The organism is Anaerovorax sp. IOR16, from assembly GCF_017168145.1.
Classification (GTDB): Bacteria; Bacillota; Clostridia; order Peptostreptococcales; family Anaerovoracaceae; genus IOR16.
The window spans coordinates 126,891-153,097 of the sequence record NZ_JADQTL010000008.1 but is presented as its reverse complement, the minus strand read 5'-3'; the positions used below and the strand labels follow the sequence as shown (position 1 = coordinate 153,097).

Sequence of the window (26,207 nt, the reverse complement as noted above, 5' to 3'; positions counted from 1 at the left end):
GACGACTTTTTTGTGGAACTATCAGAGCTTATATTAGATAAACTGGTGCTTCCAGAGACTGTAAAACGAGAGTTTGATCGAAACCATAGTACCTGTTTAAATCGTCAAAGAAAGAAATTTGAAAATGTTTCATCAATACTAAACAAACCGTTGGATCAGATGAAAGATAAAATTAACAAACAATTTGATATATTAAAAGGGTATAAGTTTCCTGATATTAAAGAGTTAGAAGAAAAGGTGCAAGAGCAAATTGAAGCGGTAGAAAATGCATTTGAAGAATATGCTTTGGAACATGACACTTTGGATGAAATTAATAACCGATTTTTGGATGAAGATAAAATTAAGCAGTTGATAGATAAGATTATATGGAATGCGGCGGTGAATAAAATAGTACATGAAACACGGCTGATTGGGAATTAGATCTAAGTCAGCCGTGTTTTTTATTACTTTAAAAGTAGTTGTAAATAAAATTACAAACTACATTGACAACAATATATTTGAGAGATATAATTTTCCTATAAGAGGAGGGATATTATGGTAAAGGACTTAGTGGAAACATGCCCAAGATGCAATGAAAAGTTAATCGCAACCAAACTTAGTTGCGACAATTGTGAATTAGAATTAAATGGTGATTTTCCTCTTAGTAAATTTGACTATCTTACAGCAGACGAACTCGATTTTGTTGAAAGCTTTTTGAAGGCGCAAGGAAATTTCAAGGCCCTTCAAAATGAAAAGGGGATGTCTTATCCCGCTGTAAAAAAGAAGTTTAATGATATTCTTGATAAATTAAACCTGTCTCCAATAAAAGGTGAAGAAAGGAATGAGACCGCCATGATAACAGTGGACAATCAGCCTATTAAAGAAACCGACAGCCCGGTTATTAAAATAATAAAAGAGAAGCTTAATGCGGTTGGTGGTAGAGCTTTGATTCCTCTTTATAGCGGTGATTTGTGCGATATTGGCTTTGATCCTAACGGTAAGGGCCTTGTTTCACCAAAGATTCCTGTTCCTAATCATCTTACTTGGGACGTGTTTGATGCCGCTGTTGAAGTTGTAATTCAGAATGGTGGAAAAGCCATAAAGGGCAAAGCTCGTTCAGGTGCAAAACTTGGAAGTGATGATTTGCCGTTAGATTCAGTAGAAGGCTATATAGCACATAAGGTACATGGCGCACAAATCGGCGAGACCGCTTTCGGACCGGCGTTTGTAATTGCTGCGATTTTGGATTGGGCGGGGATTTGTCGCAATGAGAGAGGGTATTTGACAATAAACCCTAGTTACATGAGCGAGATTAAATAAACTGTTGGAGGTGTTCGTATGAATTCTTTAGAGAAGAATTTTAATGAAGATATGAAGAATATATACCTGAGAGCAAAGAAAGAGCTTAAGTATAACGCTACTCGGTTCCTACAGCTTTTCTCTGAAAAAGGAGGTGTTCAGGCTGCCAAGATGTTAATAGCAAAGGATGGCGGAACATATGGATTTGAGATTCTTTCGGAGCACAGAAGGTTAGACCTTTCAATTGAAGCTCATGTACTAAAACCAGAATATGTGCAACTATTCACAGATGAAGAAAGAAATATATGCAGATATAGACTTAAGCAGTTTGGATATAATCCAGATCAATCGCATGTGTAATGCCTTTTGATAAAAATAGAGGTGGTTAGAATGCGGATAGATAGCGATGAAAAATATGTTCTGGATTTAATTTCTGAAGTATTAAAAGAGAATTATGTTAAATATAGCGTATATTAAAATTTTACTAATAAATCCTAAGATTTTATATTTTTATTTTGCTTAGAAAAGTTTATTATTACTTTTAAAGGATTTTTCTAACAATTTGTATATTATATACAAAAGAGGGATGTTGTGAGGGATATTGTTATGTATAAGGTTTTTCTACTAGATGACGATGAATTAATTCTAAAAGAGTTACTTGAAACTGTTCCTTGGATGGATAACGGTTTTAAAGTAATTGGCTATGATAGCAATCCTGTCCATGCTCTACAACGCATACCAGAGCTTTGTCCAGATGTTATTTTCAGTGACCTTAAAATGCCTGATATAGATGGACATGCTTTTATGAAAACCTTACTTGACTCTAATCTAAACTTTGAGTTTGTCATGGTAAGTGCCTATGGTACCTTTGATGATGCCAGAACCTTTTTTAACCACTCCGGTTTTGACTATATTTTGAAGCCTGTTCAGATAGAAGAATTACAGCTGGTTTTAGAAAGACTTGCAAATAAGCTTTCCAAAAAACGGCCATTTTTACCGAAAACTCCGGAAGAAAATATAACTCCGGCTTTCCTTGATTTAACAGAATACCTAGAAAAAAACTTTCAAGAGAAATTCTCACTAAATAAGCTTTCAAAGCAATTTGCTCTAAGTCCTGGTTATATATGTAATCTTTTTTCTAAATATTACAACACGACCTTGACATGTTTTCTTACAGATTTAAGAATGAAGCATGCTAGTTCACTTATCATAGAAAGTAACCTTTCCTTCAAGCAAATCGCCCTTGAATGTGGCTACACCGACTACTATTATTTTAATAAGGTTTTTAAAGAGTATTATGGGGTTGCTCCTAGTAAATACACGAAACAGGATTAAAGGGAACATAAAATACATATAAAATATAAAATAAGAATGGACAAACAAATGGAATTCAAGAAAAAGCAAAAAAATTTTATATTTTTTATAACACTACTAATCATAGTTATGCTGATAGTAGTTTTTGTAGTCGAGAGACAAGCAATGAAGACTGATACTGGTAAAAAAGTTATAACCATTGCTATAGTTCAAGATGATCTCGTACAAGACTACACCACTAACTATTATACAAGCTGGCTTGAATCCGAAACAAATTGCTCGATTCAATTTGATTACATCCCTCATGGCTACAAAAAAGAATATATAAAAGCCTTGCTTACAGCGAATTCTGGTAAAATTGATTGCGTAATTTTACCGCAAAACCAATCAATCATATCAAAAGAGGATTTCTTAAGCTATGCAGAAAAAGGACTGATTTATAGTCTAAATCGCTTAACCGCCGAAGGCACTAATTATTATAATATTTTACATAAATCCGATAATAGTCTGCCAGAAGAAAGCCTTCTGATTAATAGTAATCTATATTATTTTCCAAATGCGGAAACCTCAAGAACCAGTAAAAACTTTCAAACGTTTTGGATTAACACCAATTGGCTTAAAGCCTTAGGCCTTCAGATTCCTAAAACGACGGATGAGCTTCACGATGTACTAATAGCCTTTCGTGATAAGGATCCCAATAATAATGGTATTTCTGATGAACTACCCTTAGTTGGCTGTGAATCCAACTATTCACTTCAAAGCTATAACTTTCTTTTAAACGCTTTCATTCATAACGATCCAATAAATTTAAGATTTTACAAGGGTGATAACGATTCTATTTATTCCCCTATTACAAATGATTTTCGTGATGGTCTAAAATATTGCCATAGATTGTATTCGGAGGATTTATTAGCAGACATCAGTTTTACCTTTACCCAAAATCAAATTTTAGAAACTGTGTGTTCACCGGAGGATATTGTAGGCGCTTTTACCAGCCAAAGCATCGTTGATAATATTTATGCCAATGCACCTGCTATTTTATCCTGTTATATTCAAGTGCCACCCCTAATTGGACCAAGGGGTTATAAAAATGCCATATACACAACTCCTAAACCATCAATCGGAGCTTTTATTCCTGCTAATAGCAAGAATCCTGATGAAGCTTTCAAAGTTTTAGACGCCATGCTTTCAGAAGAAGGAGCTTTAATTGGCGCTTTCGGTGAATATGATGTGGACTGGACCTTTTCCCTTGGCGATGACATCTCCCTTTATGGAAATAAGGCAGAAATTGTTACCTTGAATTATCTAAAAAGCAAAACACAAAACAAAAACTATGCTGGAGCCGGGGTACGCTATGTAGATGAAACCTATATTGATGGTGTTGCTTGGAATGGGGACAATTCATTGGTGGAATATTTGGATGCTCGTGCGGCAAAAGTGTATGAGCCTTTTTATAACAGAGAAATTCAGGAGGATAGCAAATATTTATATACCCAATTGGGAAATCCAACAGAGCTGACAAATTACTGTGATGATATGATTAATAAATTTATTACTGGTGAACTTGATATTAATTCAGATTACCACTGGAAAGCTTTTATTACAAAATGCAAAGAACTAATTGGAGATGACTTTTTATCAAATCCAGAGTAATAGGGTGCGAATATAAGAATATATTAATTTGTTAATTTACGGATTGCTCGTTTTGGAGGTTAATGTAATGGAAGTGAAAAAAATAGTTTTAGTGGCATTGCTTTGTGTTATGGTATCTTTTACCTTAATTGCGTGCGGTGGCAGAAGTGCAGGTAATCAAGCAACGCAGCAGGAATTTTTAGAAAGCTGGGTGCTTTCTGCCAATCTTGAAGCGAAAGAAACGCCTGATGAATTGTATAAGGCCGCCTTAGAAGAGGATATTTTAACAATCTACTCAGTTACTACTAGATTATTTGACACTAAAAAATACTTTGAAACAGCTTATCCCGGACTTACAGTTGAAATAAAAGATATCCGAAGTAAAGATGCTATTAAAATGATACGTACTAATTATGATACCAATTCCTTTGATTGTGATATGCTTATTTGTAGTGACAGTGCCGGGAACCTTTACAATGAGCTCATTGAACCAGGTCTAATTCTCCCATATATTCCTTGGGATATTGAACCAAGGATTAAAAGCGACCATATAAATACCAAATTAAATTTTTTAGATGAAGTAATTTTATTTGCCTATAATAGTGAGCTTTATCAGCAAAGCCCTATCTCAAATATATGGGAAATTACTGAAAATAAATATAAAGATAAAATAGTTATGGCCTCGCCTCTTAGTTCTTTTACTACTTACGGCTTTTGTGCGACTGTTTTAAAAGAAGAGGAAAAAATGCTTACTGCCTATAAGTTATATTTTGGCACAGAGCCTGTTCTCCCTAAGGATAAATCCATAGGGGAATATTTCTGGGAGCAGGCAGCAGAGAACATAGTTTTTGTAAATACCAGTGATGAGGTTGCTGAGGGTATTGGTACCGGTGACAATTCTTATGCTTTAGGCATAATGCTATCAAGCAAATTAAGGCTTTGTGAGCTTGGCTATAGCTTTGAGCCTATTTATGAGCTAGAGCCTTTTGCCGCAGTATATACACCTAATAGTGTCATGCTTGCAGCGGGGGCGAAAAATATTAATTCGGCAAAACTATTTATTAGATTTTTGCTTGGTGAAACTGACGGCACAGGTGAAGGGTATAAGCCTTTCTGCACATCCGGTACATGGTCTTGTCGAGATGATGTTGCGGACGGCAATGATATTCCTTTAGATGAAATTGATGTTATAAAATATGCAAATAGTTTTATTGACGGCAATACGGAATATTTAGACCAATTCTTTAAATCGTTATTAAAGGAGAATATTACCCAATAGTATGGTTATAAAAAAGAATTCATTATTAAAAAAACTGAAAATCACTTTGCTTGCATTGGGAATAGCCGTGTTATTTATATGGTTTTTTTTCTATGTGTCTATGCAAAATATTTTACAGCAACATACGATTCAAAACATGGAGCAAACCTCTTTACGAATTATCTCGGAATTAAACCAATCCTTTCTCCATTTGGAAGAGGTATCTTTTTCCATGTCAAAAAATGATAATGTCAAGAAGATGCTGCTATCAGGAGATTTAATTGATTTTTATCAAAATGCAGAGGCTGTAAACACAGATCTTAATGAAATGATTAAAAATTCTCCGTTTGCTGAAAAAGTAATTATTTTTGCAAACAATAATCGCTTTTATCGATTTTCCGGACAGTTAAACAATACCAGTATTAAACGATTACAAGCCTTAATCAGAAGCAATGAAATAGAACAGCATATTCAAATCTCCCTTGATGGCGAAAGATATATAGGTTATACCATAGCGATTCTTGATGAGTTTGATAAGCCATGTGGACAAATCGTGATGCTTATCAGTGAAAAAGAAATTCTTCAATTATTTGTAAGAGTTGAAGGTAATGAAAAGTTAAAAATACTATTGGGGGCTGCTGATACAATCATTACGTCAAACCAACTAGAGCTACAAGGGATGTCTATTGCTGAGTTTGAAAACAGTCAGACACACGTTTTACGCAAGAGTATAGGCTTTACTCCTTTTGAGCTGATTATTTCCTATACTGAAACCGATAAAAACTTAAATTTGTTTTTCATACTTGCATTAATTATATTAATTTTAATGCTCTTAATTGCATTTTGGTTTTTTGTAAGTGCATGGAGAAAAAACTTTTTTATCCCTATTCAAAAGGTCATTACTGAGGTCGAGTCCATTGATGGCACTGCCAATAGCTGCCTGCCCCTCACGGGATATGATTATTTGGATGGCTTGATATGTAGGATTAACGATATGATTAGCCGTATTGAGATAAAGGAAAGAGAGCTTTACAAAGCTACCCTTTCCCTACATGAGGCAGAAATAGTCAAGCAACGCTCCTTAATTATCTCACTAAAAAAACAAATAAGTGCTCATTTTACCATAAATGTTCTTAACATAATAAAAGCTCTTTCCAATCAGGGGGAAAATGGAAAGGCAGGTCTGCTTTGCGACGGACTATCCTCTCTTTATAGGTATGCCAATGAGGGGGATTCTTATATTAATGGTTTAGAAGAATTTTTCATCTTAAGAAAATATATAGGGATTATGGAAATCCGCTATCCGAACAGGTTTTCTGTAGAGATTGACATGGAGGATTACTTGGAGGATATTAAGCTTCCAAGAATGCTCTTGCAGCCTATTATAGAAAACAGCATTGTCCACGGGTTCAATAGTAATAAGGCAGTCTCCGATGTCTTGGGGATTATACATATTTACAGCTGCTTGCAAGGTAAGACGATAGATATTGTCGTTGAGGATAATGGCTGCGGCATGGATAGTGATACTCTAAATAGACTTCGTACTAGCATTGAAAATGTTTCTATTAAAGAAAATTTTGAAGTTGAAGGCCTGTCTCATGTTGCTCTTATTAATATTCAAAGAAGAATTATATCATATTTTGGTGATGCTTATGGTCTCCAAATAGAGTCTGCCGAAAACATAGGAACAAGGGTTACTGTATCACTTCCGATACTTTAGAATAAAATGTGAATATTTTACCAACGAATGTGAAACCTCTCAATTTTTTAATTGGGGGTTTTTTTATAGAATGAACAGGATGTCTTTCTATTTTAATAAGCATTTTAAATAAACCAATTAAGGAGGAAAATAAGATTATGAAAAATAAAGCTTTATCTTTGGTTATTACCATATGTATGATAATGACCTTGTGGCCGGGGGCAGCCTTTGCGGGCACGGTTGATGCCCCGCAACCACCTGCAAATCCTAAAATTACAGTAGGTGAAATCTTTCAAACGATGCCCACATTAACATGGGACAAAAAAGACTATAGCTGTTCGTATGGTATAGATTATACGAATCACAGCTCGGGGACATCAAATAATTATTCAGTTCTTTGGGATGCTAGCGATGAGGAGGTATATCGTGCGAATACTGATGCTTCTTGGAGCTCCCAAATCAATAATATGGAGCTCCGTACTGAAACGGATTTAGGCACTTCAACGGCGGTAATGATCCCTTATGAAATCAACTTTAAATCCATAAAGAAAGAAGCTGTAGATGTTACAGAATTTATAAAAGATAATACTGCATTATATACAATCAAAGGCTTACCTGCTGATTGTACAGCATACTATGCTTATACCAATTATATATCGGGTAGCGACGATTATGCTGCTGCAGATAATTTGGGGGCTGCGCAGCCATTTGAGATTAACGAGGATGGAGTTTTAGTTATACACGATAGAACTGATGAAGAATCTCCAAAAGGGTATTATCATGTTGGAGATAATACCTGCTATCGTTATTTAGTTGTATTTACAGATTCGATTATTAATCATGAAGACAAAACAGTTTCAGTAAATCAGGAAATATATCCATTAAATAATCCAACTAAGCCTACATATGATAATTCTCAAACATTATCAATTGATCCAAGTTATTTTGATGAAGGTGATAAGGTTTTGATAGCCCAAGGTAAATCAAAGAAAGTTATTGCCACAAATTCTGCAGGGGCAGATGGCGGATCTATTCTGTATCATTCAGACCATCCGTCTGTACATGTACATCCAACGACAGGCGTTGTAACAGCTATCGGAGAAATTGGTGATAGAGCTCGGGTAGAGGTCCTGGTAGGTTCAACGGAAAAACCGGATGGAACGGGGCACTATGCACCAAACATAAGCACTTATGATGTTAAAATTACAGAAGATATTATAATTTGCCCTGCTCCTTCCGATATTAAGTTTGAAATGAAGAGCAACTCTGAAAGATATGCCACATTGCCTGTACTTTCAAGAAAACAATTAAACTATAATGACTATGAAGGCTATTCCATTTCATATCTTACAAGATATGAAGAAGGGGGAGAATCTGAAGGGGTAATGAATTATGATACATTAAATTATGTAGGTAATCTTACGGATTCAAAGGTAGGAGATAAATGGACTGAAACTATAACCAAATATATTTTAATAAATAATCTTCGAGAACAAGAAGGTGAAAAAGAAATACGCTCAGAGGAAGTTATCTTTGATTGCAATGTTACAATAAACAATGAGCATTTAGAAGACTTAACAGCGACCTATACTAAAGCCACAGAGAATATAGATGGATCAGACCGGGAGGTCTACACATATACTGTTCCTGATTTGTCTTCAGGTAAATCTGTATATATCAATACAACTAAGTATAATGCAAATTTATTCTCCAGTGGGGATGGAACTTTAGTTTTTAAAGATTATGTTCGTGACTATGAGCCAGAGGGCAAAGGATATTTTGGTTTAGCTACAGATCAGAGAGATGCGGATTTAGGTGTATATGTAACTGTATTTACCAATCCTGTCATCTCAGGAGCAACAGTAAGCTTTACACAAGAAAGACATAAATTGAACTTCGTTCAAGATGATGGTTTGACAGGACAGACAATTTCATGGAGTGGGGGAGGAGAAGGGCTTTCAACAAACTATGGCACGCCTATTGAAGGTAAAACAGCTACCAACTCAAGTGACAATGGCGGTTCCATAACCTACTCAAGCAGTGACACCTCTGTTGCTGCAGTTGATTCTAGTACTGGTTCATTAACAATAGTTGGTGCCGGAGAGGCGAAAATCAAAGCGACTGCTGCAAAAGTAGAAGGGACATACAAAGAGACCTCGATAACTTACCCATTGACTGTTCACAAGAAAAACATAACAGTACAGGCTGAGGATAAGACAAAGACCTTTGGAGAAGCAAATCCTGAATTGACCTTTACAGTATCGGCTGATAGTTTGGTTGGCAGTGATGCTGAAAAAGATCTAGGGGTAGCCTTATCAACAACAGCTACAGCTACATCAAATGTCGGAGACTACCCAATCACAGGCACCTCTGCCACAAGTAGAAATTACAATGTAGTAGTAAACCCTGCAGTTCTGAGTATCAGCAAGGCAGCAGCACCGACCTTGGCAGATACAACTAAGAATCTGCTTTACAGTACTCCTTACACTGATATTGAAGCTGTAATTACAGGGCTTCCTGAAGATTGTGGAACAGTTAGCTTCGCAGCGGGAACACCGGAAGGAACGACTGCTATCCTTAATAGCGAAGTACAAAATACAATGAATGGTATAAAGTTTTCAACAACTACAGGAGCTATTGGTAACACAGTAACAATTCCTGTGACTGTAACAATGCAAAACTACGGAGATGCAAGCACAAATGTAGTAGTAAAATTGGTGGACAAAACACCTGTTACAATTACAGGGGTTACCGTTGCAAGTAAGAACTATGACGGAAATGCAATCTCAGCAACTGGTACTCCATCTGGAACCTATGGGGATGTGTCTTCACCGACAGTCTATACCGGTAATGATTTCCAATACATTTGGATGTCCGGTGCAAGCACACTTGCTTCTGCTCCAAAAGATGCAGGAGACTACACTTTAACAGTTAAAATCCCTGATTCTAATGGGGAATATATGGGCCAGCTTGGACCTATGAACTTTACAATAAGCAAGGCATCACTAACCGTTAAGCCTGCAAATCTAAGAATATACAATGGAACAGCACTTCCTACTCCAACAGCGATAGATTATATTGGACTAAAAGGCAGTGATACTAAAGATGTAGTAAGCGGCGATGACTCAATGCCTGCCATGAAAATTTATCAGACAGATGGCACAACTGAATTGACAAGTAGTGCAATAAACGGAACATATCCTATTAAATTCATTAGCACTGTACCGTCTCTCACAGCAGACAACTATGATATCACAGTAACAGATGGCACGCTGACAATTTCAACTAAATCTTCTGGCGGCTCAAGCGGTGGTGGAGGTAACGGTGGCGGTACTACTACACCGACTAAAGGTACCGAAAAGGAAGTTAAAACAAGTGTGACGCCAACTGTTGAAAATGGAACTGCCAATGCTTCTGTTGGTGACAAAGCAGTTACAGAGGCTCTTGAAAAAACAGCAGAGGGTGCAACTGTAGAATTTAATGTACCGAATACAAGAAACACAGATGCCGTATCTGTTGCCCTTACAAATAAATCTGTAAAAGCTCTTGCTAACAGTAAAACAGGAATTGTAACGGTTTCTTCAGAGCTGGGTTCGATGGATATTTCTGATAAAACTCTTGAATCTATTGCAAAACAAGCAGGGTCATCAGACATTACCATTAACCTAGGCAAGGTTGACAAAGAAAAGGAGCTTAACGAAAAGCAAAAAGATGCAATTGGTGATGCACCGGTTTATGACATATCAATTAAAGCCGGCAGTTCATATATTTCAAGCTTTGACGGTGGTTTAATAACGCTAAACCTCCCTTACGAATTAAAGGATGGAGAAAATCCTTCTGGCATCGTTGTTTGGTATGTGGATGATTATGGAAACATTAAGAAGGTTACAACAATGTATGACACAAAAACAAAGAGCGTAATCTTCACAACAAATCACTTATCACTATACGCAATTGGTTATGATGAAACTCAAGTATGGGTAAACCCATTTGCAGATGTTGCAAATACTGCATGGTATTTTGAAGCGGTTAAATATGTTAACACTAACAATCTAATGTCAGGTGTCGCTGCTGACAAATTCAATCCAAAGGGAGATACTACTCGTGCGATGGTAGTTACAATCCTTTACAGATTAGCAGGAGAACCTGCAGCTGATACAAGCAGCAATACCTTCTCTGATATTTCTTCAGGCATTTGGTATGAAAAAGCTGTAAGCTGGGCAGCAGAAAATGGAATCGTTAAGGGCTACGACAATGGCAAATTCGGACCAATGGATAGTATTACCAGAGAGCAGATGACTTTAATACTAATGAGCTATGCAAAATTAAAAAATATCAATACGACAGGTTCAAAAGAAATTTCAAGCTTTGCTGATAGTGCTTCCGTAAGCACCTGGGCACTTGATTCCATGAAATGGGCTTACAATGAAGGGCTTATCTCAGGAAAAGGAAACAATAAGCTTGATTCTAGAGGCAAAGCTTCAAGAGCAGAAACTGCAACCATTCTAATGAGGTTTATAGAAGAATGAAATTTTGAGAAACAATGAGCTTAGCGAAATTTGATCGGGAGCAAAAAAGAAAATTTAGAGGCATTAAGATAGAAAAATCTTGATGCCTCTATTTTCATATAAACTTATATCTCTAATCATGCAAAATAGATGGCGTATATAAGGATAAAGGTATAACATTCACATTTACAAAGATTTATAGCATTTGAAAGGTATATTGATGTTATGTATAATTAAATAAGGAAAAATGGGCTCAGCTGCAGTGGAAAATTTGAATTTTTAGGGGGATTTGATATGAACGCAAGAAAATTATTGGACTCATTATTTGTTGCTGAAAGGCTGAAAGATACAACTCGGCATTGCTTTACATCCAAAGGCAGACATGAGAGTGTTGCAGAACATAGTTGGATGATGACATTAATGGCTTTCTTTATGAGAGATGAGTTCCCCGACGCTGATATGGATAAGGTTATCAGAATGTGCATTATTCATGACTTAGGAGAATGTTTTACTGGGGATATTCCTACTTTTGAAAAGAACCAAACCCATGAGCAGATCGAAGAAAATTTGCTGTATAACTGGGTTTCTTCCTTACCGGAAGAGTATGCAATAGAAATGCGAGAACTTTATGAAGAAATGAAAGAGAGAAAAACAGTTGAAGCTCAAATCTACAAAGCTATTGATGGTCTTGAAGCATTGATTCAGCACAATTTGTCCGATTTGTCTACTTGGATTCCGAAAGAATTTGACCTCAATTTGACTTATTCAGATGATAAGGTTGCGTTTTCCGATTATCTGAAATCTTTAAGAGAAGCTGTCCGTGAAGATACGATCAAAAAGATTGAAGAAGCAAAATAAATATATTATAGATGAACATCGGTAATGAATTGCGTTCATCTTAATAAAGAATATAATTGATTTAATACAAATAGGGAGTGTGATATCATGAATATTAATCTCATGGACAGAAAAATGATTGAAATGCTCTGTGCAAAGTCTGTAGGTATGAGTTTGGGCGACAATTTGCACAGGGATAAATATTTAGTCGCTTTTGATAAATGAATTCATACATATACAGGCTTTGTTTCCTTAATTAAATAATAAATTTAAGGAAGTGAGCTTTATGAAATATGTAAGAATTGATAGAATATTACCAGATGATTTAGTTAAAGAAATTCAAAAGTATATCCAAGGTGAATATGTATACATCCCTTCCGTTCCTGAAAAGAGAAAAAGATGGGGTGAAAAATCTAAAAGCCGAGATTATTTAAAAGCTAGAAATGAAAAGATTCTAAACCAATATATAGGTGGGCAATCAATTAGCAATTTAGCTGAAGAATTCTTTCTTTCAGATAGTAGTATTAAGAAAATTGTATATAAAAAAGATAAGTAGGTTAAAGCTACCACTCATGTAATGTGTGGTAGCTTTTGTGTAAAAGATGATATAGAAATGATTATTATCTTTCTTAAAAAATGTAGAAGCCTTAAAATGATATTGAAGATAAAATTCGTTTAAAAATGAATTTGTAATTCTTCTAATAGATATTATAACAAAAGGAGAGAATTAAAGTGAACAAAAAAATATCATTAATTCATTCTACAAATTTAGCTCCAGTAGATTATGCTTATGCTGGACGTATACCTTCAGGAATGGACTTATTATTTTTGGCGGGGGCATGTCCCATTAATAAAAACGGAGAAGTACCCAGCCAGAGTAATTATGAGCTTCAGGCAAAGCTTTGTGTAGAGAATTTGAGAGAAGCACTGAAAGACTGTGGGGCTACTTTGGAAGACGTAGTATATACCAGAGTTCTTGTAGCATCTCACGATCAGTCAGATTTGGTAACTGCATGGGAAACAATAAGAACAGAATTTGGTAATCATGATGTTCCAAGCATCTTATCTGGTGTTACAGTATTAGGATATACAAATCAATTGGTAGAAATTGAAGCAGTAGCAGCAGTAGTAGACAATACAAAATGATATATCATTTACCGTAATAGGCTTTGTCGAATAGCTTTTCATATTCTTCTACCATCATTTTTCTAGGGTTGCTAGGCGTTGAAACATTAGCCATAGCGGCAACAGACAACTCATGAAAATCTGCAGGGTTGATTTCATCATATTCTTTCATGGCCTTTATGCCAACCTCTTTGCATAATTCCTGCAATCCTCCTGCGCACATAGTGGCTGCATCTTCTATGGATTTTCCAGCGGTATCAAGCCCCATGGCATTTGATATATCCGCGTATTTTTTCAAATTAGCTGTCACATTATATTCTGTTACGGTAGGAAGCAGCATAGCGTTTGCAACACCATGAGGTAGATCATACAAACCTCCGAGGGCTTCTGCCATGCAATGGACAGCTGCCACGTCAGAATACCCAAATGCGATGCCTGCTATTGTACTGCCGAGCATCATTCCTGTACATGAATCCAGACTTCTGTTTTTAACGGCATCTGCCAAATTCTCTGCAATAAGCTTTACTGCATATATCGCATAGGCATCTGTGTGAGGGACTGCAAGAGTACATGTATATGCTTCTACAGCGTGAGTCATAGCATCAATTCCCGTTGCTGCCATGATATGAGGCGGAATGGTAAGAAGCATTGCCGGATCTACCAATGCAATTCTAGGCGCTGCCTTAGCATCAAATATATTTAGCTTTACATGAGTCTTTGAATCTGTAACGACTGCAAATGGTGTGACCTCACTTCCTGTCCCGGCAGTGGTAGGTATAGCGATAAGGGGTGTAATTTTCCTTTCAAGCTTTCCAGCTCCACACCAGTCTTGGATGATTCCTCCATGAGTCAGGAGCGTGCCGATTGCTTTAGCAGTATCTATGGAACTTCCCCCGCCGACAGCTACAAGCACATCTACATTTGCATCCTTTGCTACATAATATCCTTCCGTCACATTATAATCTCTTGGGTTTGGTACGATTTTGTTATAGTATGTGTAAGGAATAGATGCGCTTTCTAAACTGGCTTCAACATCCTCAGTAAGCCCGGCATTGATTACACCCTTATCAGCTACGATCATTACATTAGTTGCACCAAGCACTTTAGCATACTTCCCCGTTTCTTTAGTTTTTCCTGAACCAAAATGTACTTCGGTAGGAAGTGAAAACATATAATCTAGCATTAACAATGCCTCCTTTAAAAATAGTGATGGGTGGCAGTGAGTACTCATTGCCACCCGCTGTAGAAAAGGAATTACTGAACTCCGCAAATTTCTCTAATTGCTGAAACCGTTCTGTCTACATCTGATTCCAAAAGGTATGGTGCCATACCTATTCTCAGCATCCCGCCATAAGGCTGAAGTTTAAGTTCTTCCCATATAGTTGCGATAGCGTAAAACTCGCCATCCCAGACAAAAATACCTTTTTCAGCTAATTGCTTAGCCATATCGCTGGCATTCATGCCTTCAACAGTAATTGAGACAGTGGCTGTCTGTGGCTGACCTTTGCTCGGTCCGTAAATCTTTATCCCCGGAATATCCCTAATGCCTTCTCTCATGCGATTAGCAAGCTGATCTTCATACGTGTCCATAGCTAAAATTCCACAGACAATATCCTTTCTTCTTCCATTGAGATTTAAAGTTTCCTCTGCGAACATAGATGCATGTTTTCTTCCTATGTCAGCTATGAATTCAATGGCTTCAGCGGCTCCGCTTGCATTTTCCATGCACATGGTACCTGTTTCCAGCTTGAATGGCATTTCTGTATTATCATCAGCCATAACGCGGGCTGATTTAAGAGACTCTCCAAGCTCTTTTCTACAGTAGAACACTCCGCAGTGAGGTCCATAAAACTTGTAAGCAGAAGTGTGAACGATATCAGCGTCGATTTCTTTTACGTCGATTATCTTGTGAGGGGCATACTGCACAGCGTCAACAACAACTATAGCCCCAACCTTATGAGCCTCAGCCACATATTTCTTTACATCAGTAATGGTACCGCAGGAATTGGCCGCCCAGTTTATTGCCACAATTTTGGTCTTCTCTGACAATTTAGACTTGAAGTCATCATAATCAAGTTCCACAACGCCAAATTTAAGTTTTACGCTTTTTACTACTGCTCCAAAGTCTTCAAGGGTTCTCCAAGGCGAACGGTTACCCTCATGATCCATGTTTGTAATGAGTATTTCGTCGCCTCTCTTCCATGTACGTGCGAATCCCATTGCCAGTTTGAAATTGTCTGTGGTGGTGTTTTCTCCAAAGCAGACTTCATGCCAGTCACAGTTAAAGAAATCCGCAAATGTTTTACGTGCATTGACGATTAGTGCATCGTTCTCCAGTGATGTTCTAAATACTCCGTGGATGTTAGAATTATGCATGACCATATGATCTTTCATTTCATCCATTACTCGCTGTGGTACCTGAGTCCCTCCAGGACCGTCCATGTATACCGCATTGTAACCGTTTACAGTATTTCTCATAGCTGGAAACTGATTTCTGAAATAGTCTACATCAAACTTAAACCTCTTCATTATTTACCTCCTTTAGAGTCTTTAGTTATATCTTATATAGAGCATATCAGCCTGATATAACACTTGCTATTGGTAGCGTTACAAATCTCAAGACAATGTTTTGTAATGTTTACAAACATAATATATAATTATTGAGGGAGGTAAAGATTATGGTTTTATTACGAGATATTTTAGCCATACCGGAGTTTTCCAATTTTAGAGTTGTGTCTGGGTTCAATGGGATAAATGAACCAGTAACAAGTACGGGATTCTTCGAATGGGAATCAGGATCCGATATTACGAAAAACTTCGCTAAAGGAGAATTTGTTGTTACCACACTCGCTGTTGTTAAAGACAAACCGGAGTCTGCAAAAAGCTGTATTAAAACACTGATCAGGAACAAAGTCACAGCAATTGTAATAAAGGATATATATTTCAGTGACGTATCAGACGATATCAAAGAATGCTCAAACGAACACAATGTACCGATTATTTTTTTCAGTGATTTGTTCGTCGATGACGTGCTGTTTGTAATCAAGACAGAGATCCGTCGTGCAAGCGCTGAACATTCCCAATACATTTTTTCCTCATTACTGTATGATAATACCATTGGAGATAGAAAACTTCGCGAAATGATTTCGCAGCTTGATTCATTTCTTCAAGATAATATAGTATTTTGTGCGTATATTTCCCTTGCAGGCTATGATACCGAAATTCCGGATACGCTTAAACTGAAGTATAATTCATTTGGGAATAATAATATGAAAATTTATACTGAAGAACTGGCCATACAAAAGAGAATGCATGAAAATGTAAAATACACATTTCTCCCATATAAAAGGGGGATATTTCACATATTTACTGCGAAAGATACTGATTCGATTGATAAAAGTTTCAGCAAAAAGTTTCTTGAAAAATTTTTTGATATCAATGATGATTTTCGTATAGGTATTAGCTCCACGCAGGGTAATTATCTTGTGATTCAGGATGCATTACGAGAAGCAATGTACTCTAATATCACTTGTATTCTGAATAATAAGACCATGCTTAGTTTTGACGATACAGGATTGGATCGCATGCTTTGCCCGTCTGCAAGGACCAAGGAAACTCGTGCATTTTTGGCATCATTAGATTTATTGATAGAGAACACAGGTGCAAGTAACAGCTGTGACAGTTTGAAAGAAACTCTTGTTGAATATATTGCATGCAATGGAGATGTGAATGCAGTAGCTGCGAAAAAACATCAACATGCAAATACCATCCGATACAGGATTTCCAAGGTAAAGTATGCCTGGAACTGTAAAGACGAATTGGCTTTCCAAACACAGATAATGATATATGTAAGGACCAGACAAATAATAGAACTGTTGGTATAATCTAGGGATAGCGGTATTGAGAGACTCTGAAGCTAATGTAAAGGCTGATATCTTCGGTGTATGTCTATAATATGGATTTTGAAATTCCAAAAGTCATATTCAGACTGTAAAAAAGGTCTGTAAATAATGGGAAGATCGTTAAAACAATAGAGAAGGTTTAAGAATTAGGTGAATAATGAAAATATTTATTGTGGAAGATGATAAAAAATTAAAGAACGAATTAATTACTTTTTTGAGTAATTATGGTTATGAGTGCGATTCTAGTGAAGAGTATAAGGATATGGTTGACATTATACTAAATTCACATCTAGATTTAGTATTGCTAGATATTAACCTTCCATATTTTGATGGATATCACATTTGTAGAGAAATTAGAAAAACTTCAGATGTGCCTATCATTGTAGTTACCAGCAGAGCAGGTGATATGGATGAGCTTATGAGTATGAATCTTGGAGCAGACGATTTTATAACAAAACCATATAATACACAGATTTTGCTTGCTCATATTGAAGCAGTTTTAAAAAGAAGTGAAACAAAACCAACACAAAAAAAGATTTGTCATAATGGAGTAGTTTTGCAAACTGCAAGAGGAATAGCAACTTATGAAAATAATGAGATAGAACTTACTAAAAATGAGATGAAGATATTAAGTGTATTAATTGAAAATGCAGGGAGAATCGTAACTCGAGATGAGCTTATGGATGAGCTTTGGCAGTCGGATGAATTTGTAGATGACAACACTTTGACCGTAAATGTAAACAGGCTTAGGAGAAAGCTTGAGGACATAGGTGCAAATAATTATATTGTAACAAAGCGGGGACAAGGTTATTTAATATGAGATTAATAGGATTTTTGAAAGATAAAATTATATTTATAGTGGCGCAAATTTTTCTAATTATTTTTATTAGTACGCTTTTTAAAGTGTTAAAAATAAGTGATCAAGCTGTAGTTTTAATAACTTTTTTTATACTTCTTATTATGGCTACAACATTACTTTATGAATATATAAAAAAAAGCCGCTATTACAGAAGACTATACTCAGTATTTGATAATATGGAAAAGAAACAATATATTGCGCAGTTTCTTGAAGAACCAGATTTCATTGAGGCTGAAATCCTTTGCGATATTTTAAAGCAGGCAACAAAAGCTATGAATGATGAGATTGCAGTTCAGAAGATTGCAGAAGAAGAATACAAGGAATACATCGAAACATGGATACACGAAGTAAAACTTCCTATTTCTTGTATTGATTTAATCTGCAAGAATAATAATAATGATATTACTCAAAGTGTTTCTGAAGAGGTAATGCGTATTGATGCTTTTGTAGAACAAGCGCTATTTTATGCTAGAAGTTCTGTACTTGAGAAGGATTACTTTATACGAGATGTTCAGCTTGATACAATGATTAAGTCAGTTGTAAAAAAACATTCAAAACAATTAATTTCTGCAAAAGCAGAGTTAGACTTTGGAGGACTACAGTATATAGTTTATTCTGATCCTAAGTGGTTGGATTTTATATTGGGGCAATTAATTTCTAACAGCATTAAATATAGAAGTGAAAATTTTAAGCTTTCATTTTCTGCAACAGAAAATGAAACACAGGTTATATTAGCTATAAAGGATAACGGTATAGGTATAGCTGAAAAAGATTTAAAAAGAGTTTTTGAAAAGGGTTTTACAGGTAAAAATGGAAGAGGTTTTGGAAAATCAACTGGTATAGGCTTATACCTGTGCAAAAAGATGTGTGATAAGATGCATCTACAGATAGAAATATCCTCAGAAGAAGGAATCGGTACTTGTGTTTCTATTGTATTCCCAAAAGATAAAAGTATTATGTTTGAATAGATAAACGTTAAGTGCACCCCAAATATTAGATTAATATCTAATGTTTTGAGGTGTATTTTTATTATAAAAAATATCGAATTTTTTTGAAAGCAGTTTGTTGCTTAGGTGACAAAAATGTTCGTTTTCTGTAAGGAAAATAGATGGCTGAAGTTTAAAAAAGTTTGTATTATATATCTATAAAAGAAAAAAACGTAGAAAAAAATGTAAAACAATTAAAGGTATTGAAATGAAAAAGATAATGGCAGTGCTTTTAGCACTAGTTATGGTTATGGGAGCTATGACAGGCTGTGGCAGTACTACAAGTACTACAGAAGAAGGTAGTAGCTACAATAAGGAATATAATCGTGAAAATATGATTACTATTAGTGGGCAGGAAGTCTCTGTTAAAGATAATGAAAATGCGTTTGTAGATAAAGCTTTAGGTTTTGGTTTTGTTAACCCTGAGTCTTGGAAAAGTATTGATGAAGAATGTATGGATATGATGGTGGGAGGTCCAAGTCAAGTATATATAGGTTATTTGTCATCAGAAGTTGTTGCGCAAGTTATGTTTTTGAAGGAAATTTAAACAAATTTACTATAGCCGATGTAAATGGTAAGGAAGTAACGCAAGACATATTAAAGGATTATGACATAACAATGGTAAACATCTGGACAACTTGGTGTGGTTTCTGCGTAGAAGAAATGCCTGCGCTTGCAGAACTTTATAATAATCTGCCTGAAAACGTAAACACCATTACTATTTGTGGAGATGCTTCTGATGAGCCAGAGCTTACAAAAGAAATATTGGATTCAGTAAATGCAAAATTTATAACACTTGAAGGAAATAAAGATCTTGAAAAATGCTTATTAGATTCTGTGACTGCATTCCCAACTACGATTTTTGTAGATAGTAAAGGCAATCTTGTAGGAACTCCTCAAGTTGGTGCTCCAGGCGGTGAAGATGAAATCGTAGAGGGTTATACAAAACTTATTAACAAGGCACTTTCAAAAATAGGTAAATAATAAAAAGAAAAGAGGTTTATAAAATATTATGAGTGAAATTTTAAAGGTAGAAAACTTAGAAAAATATTATGGTGGCAAGGGAATTGTCACCAAAGCAGTTGATAATATTAGCTTGTCAGTAGAGGAAGGCGAATATATAGGTATCATGGGAGCATCGGGCTCGGGAAAAACCACATTACTAAATTGTGTTTCTACTATTGATAGTGCAACGGCAGGACATATTTACATTAATGGTAAAAATATAACTAAAATGAAATCTAAAGAGCTAGCAGAGTTTAGGCGTAAAGAACTTGGATTTATATTTCAGGACTTTAATTTGCTTGATACTTTAACAGCTTATGAAAATATTGCAATTGCATTAACAATTTTAAAAACCCCTGTAAATCAGATTGATAAATACATTAAAGAGGTTGCAAATATTCTTAACATCACTGATGTTCTCTCGAAATATCCTTATCAAATGTCGGGAGGGCAAAAGCAGAGAGTTGCATCGGCAGGAGCTATTATTACAAATCCAACAGTGGTTCTAGCTGATGAGCCTACGGGAGCATTAAACAGCAGTACGACGAGAGAAGTAATGGATATCCTTAATTCTATCAATGATGAAGGCACAACTGTTATCATTGTTACCCATGATGCGAAAGTGGCCGCAAGGGCAAATCGGGTACTGTTCCTTATGGATGGAAAGATTCATGATGAATTAACATTGGGGAAATTTGAAGGTTACGATGAGATGAAATCATTACGTGAAAAAAGGTTATCCGAATGGTTGGAGAAACAGGGATTTTAAAAAAACGATGAAATAGATAATTATACAGTTCAAGGTATAATAACTATACTCTCTTTAATCGAATTTTGGTCAGTTCTACACGAAAAGAGTAACGACAATGTACGCTATAAACTTGATATGATTTTATAAAAAGAATATAATATTTATACTGAATATAACAAAATAGGATCACTTATTATTTTCAGAATGGTTATGATTTAATTTTGCTTGTAAGAATTATAGAGTTAATTTTAGAATAAGGTGAATTTATGAATCCTTCTTTAGTCAGTGTAAGTGATTTTATATCATGTATATATCTTGCAATTATATTCTTAGTTCTTATAGAACTCAAATATTCAAAAAAGGTAACCTTTATTTTTATTGTTACTTTTATTCTTTTTGCTTTTTTCACATACTTAAAGTTTGTGTCTATGGATTTTGGTGAAGGTAAATCTTCGGCAATTACTTTAACAATTCCTTCTTTTATTTTATGCTTACTTCTTTCAAAAAACAAAGACAGCAGATTTGTTTTTACTTTTTGTACCGTTGACATTATGGGACTTATCATTATCATAATAGCAAGAATGATTGCTATCTTATTTAACGATAATTCTATTGTGATATTATCATTTACTATCACTGGATTATCATTCCTGCTGTTTGTTTCATGGAAATTTAGAAAACAGTATATTCAGATACAAAGAACACTTCAAAGTGGATGGAGGAGTTTTGGATCTGTTGCAGTTATGTTTTATATCATGATTTATATGATAATATCCTATCCTGTTCCTATAAAAGAAAGAAGAGAATATCTGCCGGTTTTAATTTTTTTCAGTATCACTATTTTATTTGTCTATGTAGTTATATACCAGACAGTAATTAAATCCATTAAGATTCATGATGAACAGAAGGATAAAGAATTGCTTGAAACCAAAATAGCGCTGCAAAACAGTCAGCTTAAGTTCAAGGAATTGTATTATAAAATGGCTTATACAGATGCATTAACGGGTTTGAAAAACCGTGCGGATTTTGAAGAAAGAAAGAAGAGTCTGTTTAAAAATATTGAGAATGGAGATATGATATCTTGTCTTTCGTTTGATTTGAATAATTTAAAAGAGACCAATGATATTTATGGACATGATAAAGGCGATGAGCTTATAAAAACATTTGCTGATATTCTGAAACGTGTATTTAATGATTCACAAACTTATAGAGTAGGAGGGGATGAATTCATAGTAGTTTTTTGTGGAATATCAAAAGTGATAATTGAGGAACAGATAGGTAATCTGAATCGAGAAATAATACATATTAACAAAAATAATAAGATTCAAATAAGTTTTGCTATGGGTCTTGCATCTATAAGTGAAGCGCATATAAAAGATATCAACTCATTGATAATAACTGCAGATAAACGGATGTATGAAAACAAGAACAATATGAAAAGGGTTTTATAAGCTCTCCAGAAAACCACATACGATTGCAGTCATTTTATCAGATATTTGATAATTTCCGGAAGATAAAGCCCAGTTATAAATAACTCCTCTTGAGATGATTAAAAGCTCATCCGTGATTTGATCAGCATCTTTCGACTTTGATAGCTGTCCTGTCTCTTGTCCTTTTACAATTAAATCGTGCAGACCCTTTGGTAACGCCCGATCTTTTGATAAAAAAAACATACTGCCATTATCCATTTGAGCTTTGTAAATATTTCTGATAATGTCAATTCCGGCATATTCTGCATAAGCACCTTGCTCACATAAATATAAGACTATGGCTTTTTTGATGTTAGAGTAGTCTATTTTTTTTATTATATTTGTTTGAAAGAAATCATCCGTTCTTTCGTAGGCTGCTACGACGATTCCTGATTTACTAATGAAATGGTGATAAAAAGCACCGACGGATACTCCGGAATTCTTACAAATTTCTTTAATACTGATATCGTCATAATTCTTTTGTTCCATTAATTTCAATGCTTCATCTAAAATTCTGTTCTTTGTATTCTCAGCTTGTAATGTCCTCGACGTTTTTGCTTTCATTTGATATCTCCTTTGAATGTTTCATTAACAATATACAATAAAAAAACGTTTTTTTCAATTAGTATAAGGAAGGTATCATATTGACAGACTATATAATATTTTATATAGTAATTTTGACATAACGAATTCGGCGAATCAATTATCTTATTTTTTTTAATGAATAAGGAGGTACGAAATGAATTATCCGGAGCTTTTTACACCAACTAAAATTGGTAAGGTTGTTTTAAAAAACAAATTATCAATGGCACCAATGGGACCTGTTGGTTATGCAGATGCTTTTGGTGCATTTAACCAAAGACTGCAGGATTACTATGTTGAAAGAGCAAAAGGTGGAATCGGACTGATTATTACAGGTATTTGCAGTGTAGACATTGATATAGAAGGGTTGTCGAAACCCGGACTGCCATGTCCAACGCAGACACCTCTGGCATTTATTCATGCGGCCTATCAAATGAATGAGCGCATTCATGCTTATGGCACAAAGATATTTGTCCAATTGACTGGTGGTCTTGGAAGAAGTGCCTTGCCAGGATTTGTAAGCAAGTGTATTGCTCCTTCGGATAATGGAAATCGATTTGATCCGAAAGTGATTCATAGAGAGATGACGAAAGAAGAAATAGAAAACTTGATTCGAAAGTTTGCAATGGCGGCAGCTATATCGAAAAAAGCAGGCTTTGACGGGATTGAAGTACATGCTGTACACGAAGGATACCTTTTGGATCAATTTGCGATTCCGATTTTTAATAAAAGAACCGATGAATATGGTGGATCATTGGAAAACAGACTTAGAATCGCAACCGATATCGTAAAGGGAATCAAAGCCGCTTGTGGCAAAGATTTTCCTGTTTCTTTAAGATATAGCCTGAAGAGCTGTATGAAGGGTCTTCGTCAAGGCGGACTTCCGGGAGAAGAATATGAAGAAGCTGGAAGAGACATTGAAGAAGGAATTGAAGCAGCTAAAATTTTAGTGGAAGCCGGATACGATGCATTAAATGTTGATGCCGGTACCTATGATTCCTGGTATTGGAATCACCCGCCTATGTATTTTGAAGAAGGAATGTATCGTGAATTTGGAAAAATACTGAAAGAACATATAAGTGTACCGATCATCTTGGCGGGCAGAATGGAAAATCCTGAACTTGCAGTGGAAGCATTGAAAACGAGCTGCGATATGATTGGATTAGGAAGACAACTTCTAACTGACCCATATTATCCCGAAAAAATACGTACCGGCAGATTGGATGAAGTGCGTCCATGTCTTGGCTGTCATGAAGGTTGCCTTGGAAGAATCGGAAATGCACCTGTTAGTTGTGCGGTTAATCCGTCTTGCGGTCGGGAAAAGATTTACGGACTTGTTCCGGCACATAAAATTAAGAAATTCCTTATTATCGGAGGCGGCCCTAGTGGTATGGAGGCAGCCAGAGTTTTAGCGGAAAGAGGGCATAAGGTTGTTCTTTGCGAGAAAAACGGTGAACTTGGCGGAAACTTGATTCCAGGAAGTGTCCCACATTTTAAACGTTATGATCGAGCCTTGATAAATTGGTATCAAAGACAATTAGAACTATTGAATGTCGATGTTAATCTGAAATGCGAAATTACTGCTGACAAGATTTCTTCCTATCAAGCTGACGAAGTCATTGTGGCAACTGGATCGACTCCAATTGAATTATCGTTTGGTGGAACCGGAAAAGCAATACTGGCTAATGAAGTATTGCAGGGCAAAGAAAAACAGGGCAAGGACATTGCAATTATAGGCGGGGGATTGGTTGGTTGTGAAACTGGTTTGTGGCTTGCGCAGCAGGGAGCAAATTTAACCATAATTGAAGCAACGCCTGAAATTTTAGGCGGGCCTCATGGCCTTCCTCATATGAATCGTTTTATGTTAGAAGATTTACTGGCATTTCATAAAGTAAAGATTCTTAAGACTACAAAAGTAGTATCCATTGATGAAGGCTCTGTCACTTATGAAAATGATAATGGAACAGAAAGCATTCCTGTCGATATGGTAATTTCAGCAGTTGGATATAAAGAGAATAATGGTTTGTATGAAAGCTTGAAGAATTCTGATATGATTGTGCATAATATTGGTGATTCTCAAAAAGTGCATAATATTATGTATTCCATTTGGAACGCATATGAATTGGCTAGAGAGTTATAAGAGTTAGACAAAAAGAGACTGTCTCAAAAATAAAGTGAGACGGTCTCTTTTGATTTTTGTATCAATTATTCAAATGGTGGGTTGGGACTTATACCTTATCCTTTTGAATTTGATTGATCAAAAGGGTTTGTTACATAAATATTGGAAAGAATCAAATCAAGCATTCTATTTAACTTTTCCTTACAAAATTCCAGAGAATAATTTGCCATATGAGACCATTCAAACTGAGCCATCAGATAAACACTCATAACAATGTCTAGGATTTCGTCAGCACTGATTTCTTTCTTAAAGATATTCTGTTCTTGAGCCTCAACAATCAGTGTTCGAAAAATGCGCATCATTTCTAAACGGGTTGCATAAAGGTTACTTTCTTCACAAGAATTCAAGTAAGTAATTTTACGGGATAAATTGATGTAAGGAATGGAGTCAAGAATAAAAACCTCCAAAACTCTTCTGAGCTTGTCTTCACTATTTACGGCATCCTTTAATTCGTGGTTTAAGAGATATTTTATCTGATCCAATTCATCTTGCGCAATTCCCAGCAGGAGACTTTCTTTATTGGGGAAATAATTATATAAGGTTGCTTTCGATATTTCTGCCTTTTTAGCAACATCTTCAATTAAAGTATCCTCATACCCCTTACTGCTGAACAGACGACGAGAGGCCTTCAAAATACGTTCTCGGCATTTTATTTTATTTAATTCTCTTCTTGAACCTTTCATAATCTCTCCTAAATGATAAAACATTTAAATAAAAAAATGATAAATTAAATACTTTAATTATATTACATAATTGTAGTTTTGCCTATAAAAAAATATTATATTATTAAAGTATTCTAAATATTCCAATAAAAAATAATTAT

Annotated in this window: 23 protein-coding genes; 19 read left to right on the top strand and 4 right to left on the bottom strand. The window is 35.5% G+C overall.

Going from position 1 to position 26,207, the window contains the following annotated elements; translation table 11 throughout:
* The first annotated feature begins 12 nt into the window (after positions 1–12).
* The 11 genes from I2490_RS02760 (at position 13) to I2490_RS02710 (ending at position 13,672) form a co-directional block, all read left to right on the top strand.
* Positions 13–420 carry a PIN-like domain-containing protein gene (locus tag I2490_RS02760; RefSeq protein ID WP_206458257.1) on the top strand — a complete coding sequence of 136 codons (408 nt, stop codon included), beginning with the start codon at positions 13–15 and terminating at the stop codon, positions 418–420.
* A gap of 114 nt (positions 421–534) precedes the next feature.
* Positions 535–1,299 (top strand): DUF2089 family protein, encoded by a 765-nt coding sequence (locus I2490_RS02755; RefSeq protein WP_206458256.1) that lies wholly within the window; start codon positions 535–537, stop codon positions 1,297–1,299.
* 18 nt (positions 1,300–1,317) lie between these two features.
* On the top strand, positions 1,318–1,638 hold the full coding sequence (locus I2490_RS02750) for a hypothetical protein (protein ID WP_206458255.1): 321 nt from the start codon (positions 1,318–1,320) through the stop codon (positions 1,636–1,638).
* 231 nt (positions 1,639–1,869) lie between these two features.
* Positions 1,870–2,613 (top strand): response regulator transcription factor, encoded by a 744-nt coding sequence (locus tag I2490_RS02745; protein ID WP_206458254.1) that lies wholly within the window; start codon positions 1,870–1,872, stop codon positions 2,611–2,613.
* A gap of 144 nt (positions 2,614–2,757) precedes the next feature.
* Positions 2,758–4,245, top strand: a complete 1,488-nt coding sequence (locus I2490_RS02740; protein WP_206458253.1) for an extracellular solute-binding protein — start codon at positions 2,758–2,760, stop codon at positions 4,243–4,245.
* A gap of 67 nt (positions 4,246–4,312) precedes the next feature.
* Positions 4,313–5,503: an ABC transporter substrate-binding protein gene (locus I2490_RS02735; RefSeq protein WP_206458252.1), complete on the top strand. Its 1,191-nt coding sequence runs from the start codon at positions 4,313–4,315 to the stop codon at positions 5,501–5,503.
* 211 nt (positions 5,504–5,714) lie between these two features.
* Positions 5,715–7,202 carry a sensor histidine kinase gene (locus tag I2490_RS02730; RefSeq protein WP_206458251.1) on the top strand — a complete coding sequence of 496 codons (1,488 nt, stop codon included), beginning with the start codon at positions 5,715–5,717 and terminating at the stop codon, positions 7,200–7,202.
* Between the two features lie 137 nt (positions 7,203–7,339).
* A complete protein-coding gene (locus I2490_RS02725) occupies positions 7,340–11,710 on the top strand; it encodes an S-layer homology domain-containing protein (RefSeq protein ID WP_206458250.1) in 4,371 nt (1,456 codons plus the stop codon).
* A 273-nt stretch (positions 11,711–11,983) separates the two neighbouring features.
* Positions 11,984–12,547, top strand: coding sequence for an HD domain-containing protein (locus I2490_RS02720; protein WP_206458249.1), 564 nt, complete (start codon positions 11,984–11,986; stop codon positions 12,545–12,547).
* A gap of 265 nt (positions 12,548–12,812) precedes the next feature.
* Positions 12,813–13,082: a CD3324 family protein gene (locus I2490_RS02715; protein ID WP_206458248.1), complete on the top strand. Its 270-nt coding sequence runs from the start codon at positions 12,813–12,815 to the stop codon at positions 13,080–13,082.
* A 176-nt stretch (positions 13,083–13,258) separates the two neighbouring features.
* Entirely contained in the window at positions 13,259–13,672 is a 414-nt protein-coding gene (locus tag I2490_RS02710) for a RidA family protein (protein ID WP_206458247.1), read from the top strand.
* Between the two features lie 4 nt (positions 13,673–13,676).
* On the opposite strand, the gene I2490_RS02705 is transcribed toward I2490_RS02710, so the two are convergent.
* Together I2490_RS02705 and I2490_RS02700 are read right to left on the bottom strand one after the other, a co-directional pair.
* Positions 13,677–14,834: an iron-containing alcohol dehydrogenase gene (locus I2490_RS02705; RefSeq protein ID WP_206458246.1), complete on the bottom strand. Its 1,158-nt coding sequence runs from the start codon at positions 14,832–14,834 to the stop codon at positions 13,677–13,679.
* 71 nt (positions 14,835–14,905) lie between these two features.
* Positions 14,906–16,180 (bottom strand): cysteine desulfurase-like protein, encoded by a 1,275-nt coding sequence (locus I2490_RS02700; RefSeq protein ID WP_206458245.1) that lies wholly within the window; start codon positions 16,178–16,180, stop codon positions 14,906–14,908.
* A gap of 149 nt (positions 16,181–16,329) precedes the next feature.
* On the opposite strand from I2490_RS02700, the gene I2490_RS02695 reads away from it, so the two are divergent.
* From I2490_RS02695 to I2490_RS02665, 7 genes are all read left to right on the top strand, one after another.
* Entirely contained in the window at positions 16,330–17,535 is a 1,206-nt protein-coding gene (locus I2490_RS02695) for a PucR family transcriptional regulator (RefSeq protein WP_206458244.1), read from the top strand.
* Positions 17,536–17,710: 175 nt separating this feature from the next.
* Positions 17,711–18,373 carry a response regulator transcription factor gene (locus I2490_RS02690; protein ID WP_206458243.1) on the top strand — a complete coding sequence of 221 codons (663 nt, stop codon included), beginning with the start codon at positions 17,711–17,713 and terminating at the stop codon, positions 18,371–18,373.
* A complete protein-coding gene (locus tag I2490_RS02685; protein ID WP_206458242.1) occupies positions 18,370–19,380 on the top strand; it encodes a sensor histidine kinase in 1,011 nt (336 codons plus the stop codon). The genes I2490_RS02690 and I2490_RS02685 overlap by 4 nt, the downstream gene beginning before the upstream one ends.
* Before the next feature lie 226 nt (positions 19,381–19,606).
* Entirely contained in the window at positions 19,607–19,945 is a 339-nt protein-coding gene (locus I2490_RS02680; RefSeq protein WP_206458241.1) for a hypothetical protein, read from the top strand.
* Complete coding sequence (locus I2490_RS02675; protein ID WP_206458240.1) at positions 19,849–20,382, top strand: TlpA family protein disulfide reductase; 534 nt, start codon at positions 19,849–19,851, stop codon at positions 20,380–20,382. The genes I2490_RS02680 and I2490_RS02675 overlap by 97 nt, the downstream gene beginning before the upstream one ends.
* A gap of 28 nt (positions 20,383–20,410) precedes the next feature.
* The gene (locus I2490_RS02670) at positions 20,411–21,172 is read left to right on the top strand and encodes an ABC transporter ATP-binding protein (RefSeq protein ID WP_206458239.1); all 762 of its coding nucleotides are present in this window, start codon (positions 20,411–20,413) and stop codon (positions 21,170–21,172) included.
* Between the two features lie 248 nt (positions 21,173–21,420).
* Positions 21,421–22,605: a GGDEF domain-containing protein gene (locus tag I2490_RS02665; RefSeq protein WP_206458238.1), complete on the top strand. Its 1,185-nt coding sequence runs from the start codon at positions 21,421–21,423 to the stop codon at positions 22,603–22,605.
* Here I2490_RS02665 and I2490_RS02660 read toward each other — a convergent pair.
* Positions 22,600–23,187: a TetR/AcrR family transcriptional regulator gene (locus I2490_RS02660; protein WP_206458237.1), complete on the bottom strand. Its 588-nt coding sequence runs from the start codon at positions 23,185–23,187 to the stop codon at positions 22,600–22,602. The two genes, I2490_RS02665 and I2490_RS02660, sit on opposite strands and share 6 nt — an antisense overlap.
* A gap of 175 nt (positions 23,188–23,362) precedes the next feature.
* Between I2490_RS02660 and I2490_RS02655 the strand changes: the two genes are divergently transcribed.
* Positions 23,363–25,345, top strand: a complete 1,983-nt coding sequence (locus tag I2490_RS02655) for an oxidoreductase (RefSeq protein ID WP_206458236.1) — start codon at positions 23,363–23,365, stop codon at positions 25,343–25,345.
* A 95-nt stretch (positions 25,346–25,440) separates the two neighbouring features.
* Here the strand turns inward: I2490_RS02655 and I2490_RS02650 are convergent, their stop codons facing one another.
* Positions 25,441–26,067: a TetR/AcrR family transcriptional regulator gene (locus I2490_RS02650; RefSeq protein ID WP_206458235.1), complete on the bottom strand. Its 627-nt coding sequence runs from the start codon at positions 26,065–26,067 to the stop codon at positions 25,441–25,443.
* Between the last annotated feature and the right edge of the window lie 140 nt (positions 26,068–26,207).

What these genes read in the sequence shown, in the direction of transcription:
- I2490_RS02755 (WP_206458256.1), top strand. Translation starts at nt 535, where the DNA reads ATGGTAAAGGACTTAGTGGAAACATGCCCAAGATGCAATGAAAAGTTA.
- I2490_RS02750 (WP_206458255.1), top strand. Translation starts at nt 1,318, where the DNA reads ATGAATTCTTTAGAGAAGAATTTTAATGAAGATATGAAGAATATATAC.
- I2490_RS02740 (WP_206458253.1), top strand. Translation starts at nt 2,758, where the DNA reads ATGAAGACTGATACTGGTAAAAAAGTTATAACCATTGCTATAGTTCAA.
- I2490_RS02735 (WP_206458252.1), top strand. Translation starts at nt 4,313, where the DNA reads ATGGAAGTGAAAAAAATAGTTTTAGTGGCATTGCTTTGTGTTATGGTA.
- I2490_RS02730 (WP_206458251.1), top strand. Translation starts at nt 5,715, where the DNA reads ATGTCAAAAAATGATAATGTCAAGAAGATGCTGCTATCAGGAGATTTA.
- I2490_RS02725 (WP_206458250.1), top strand. Translation starts at nt 7,340, where the DNA reads ATGAAAAATAAAGCTTTATCTTTGGTTATTACCATATGTATGATAATG.
- I2490_RS02720 (WP_206458249.1), top strand. Translation starts at nt 11,984, where the DNA reads ATGAACGCAAGAAAATTATTGGACTCATTATTTGTTGCTGAAAGGCTG.
- I2490_RS02715 (WP_206458248.1), top strand. Translation starts at nt 12,813, where the DNA reads ATGAAATATGTAAGAATTGATAGAATATTACCAGATGATTTAGTTAAA.
- I2490_RS02705 (WP_206458246.1), bottom strand. Translation starts at nt 14,834, where the DNA reads ATGCTAGATTATATGTTTTCACTTCCTACCGAAGTACATTTTGGTTCA.
- I2490_RS02700 (WP_206458245.1), bottom strand. Translation starts at nt 16,180, where the DNA reads ATGAAGAGGTTTAAGTTTGATGTAGACTATTTCAGAAATCAGTTTCCA.
- I2490_RS02695 (WP_206458244.1), top strand. Translation starts at nt 16,330, where the DNA reads ATGGTTTTATTACGAGATATTTTAGCCATACCGGAGTTTTCCAATTTT.
- I2490_RS02690 (WP_206458243.1), top strand. Translation starts at nt 17,711, where the DNA reads ATGAAAATATTTATTGTGGAAGATGATAAAAAATTAAAGAACGAATTA.
- I2490_RS02685 (WP_206458242.1), top strand. Translation starts at nt 18,370, where the DNA reads ATGAGATTAATAGGATTTTTGAAAGATAAAATTATATTTATAGTGGCG.
- I2490_RS02680 (WP_206458241.1), top strand. Translation starts at nt 19,607, where the DNA reads ATGAAAAAGATAATGGCAGTGCTTTTAGCACTAGTTATGGTTATGGGA.
- I2490_RS02675 (WP_206458240.1), top strand. Translation starts at nt 19,849, where the DNA reads ATGTATGGATATGATGGTGGGAGGTCCAAGTCAAGTATATATAGGTTA.
- I2490_RS02670 (WP_206458239.1), top strand. Translation starts at nt 20,411, where the DNA reads ATGAGTGAAATTTTAAAGGTAGAAAACTTAGAAAAATATTATGGTGGC.
- I2490_RS02665 (WP_206458238.1), top strand. Translation starts at nt 21,421, where the DNA reads ATGAATCCTTCTTTAGTCAGTGTAAGTGATTTTATATCATGTATATAT.
- I2490_RS02660 (WP_206458237.1), bottom strand. Translation starts at nt 23,187, where the DNA reads ATGAAAGCAAAAACGTCGAGGACATTACAAGCTGAGAATACAAAGAAC.
- I2490_RS02655 (WP_206458236.1), top strand. Translation starts at nt 23,363, where the DNA reads ATGAATTATCCGGAGCTTTTTACACCAACTAAAATTGGTAAGGTTGTT.
- I2490_RS02650 (WP_206458235.1), bottom strand. Translation starts at nt 26,067, where the DNA reads ATGAAAGGTTCAAGAAGAGAATTAAATAAAATAAAATGCCGAGAACGT.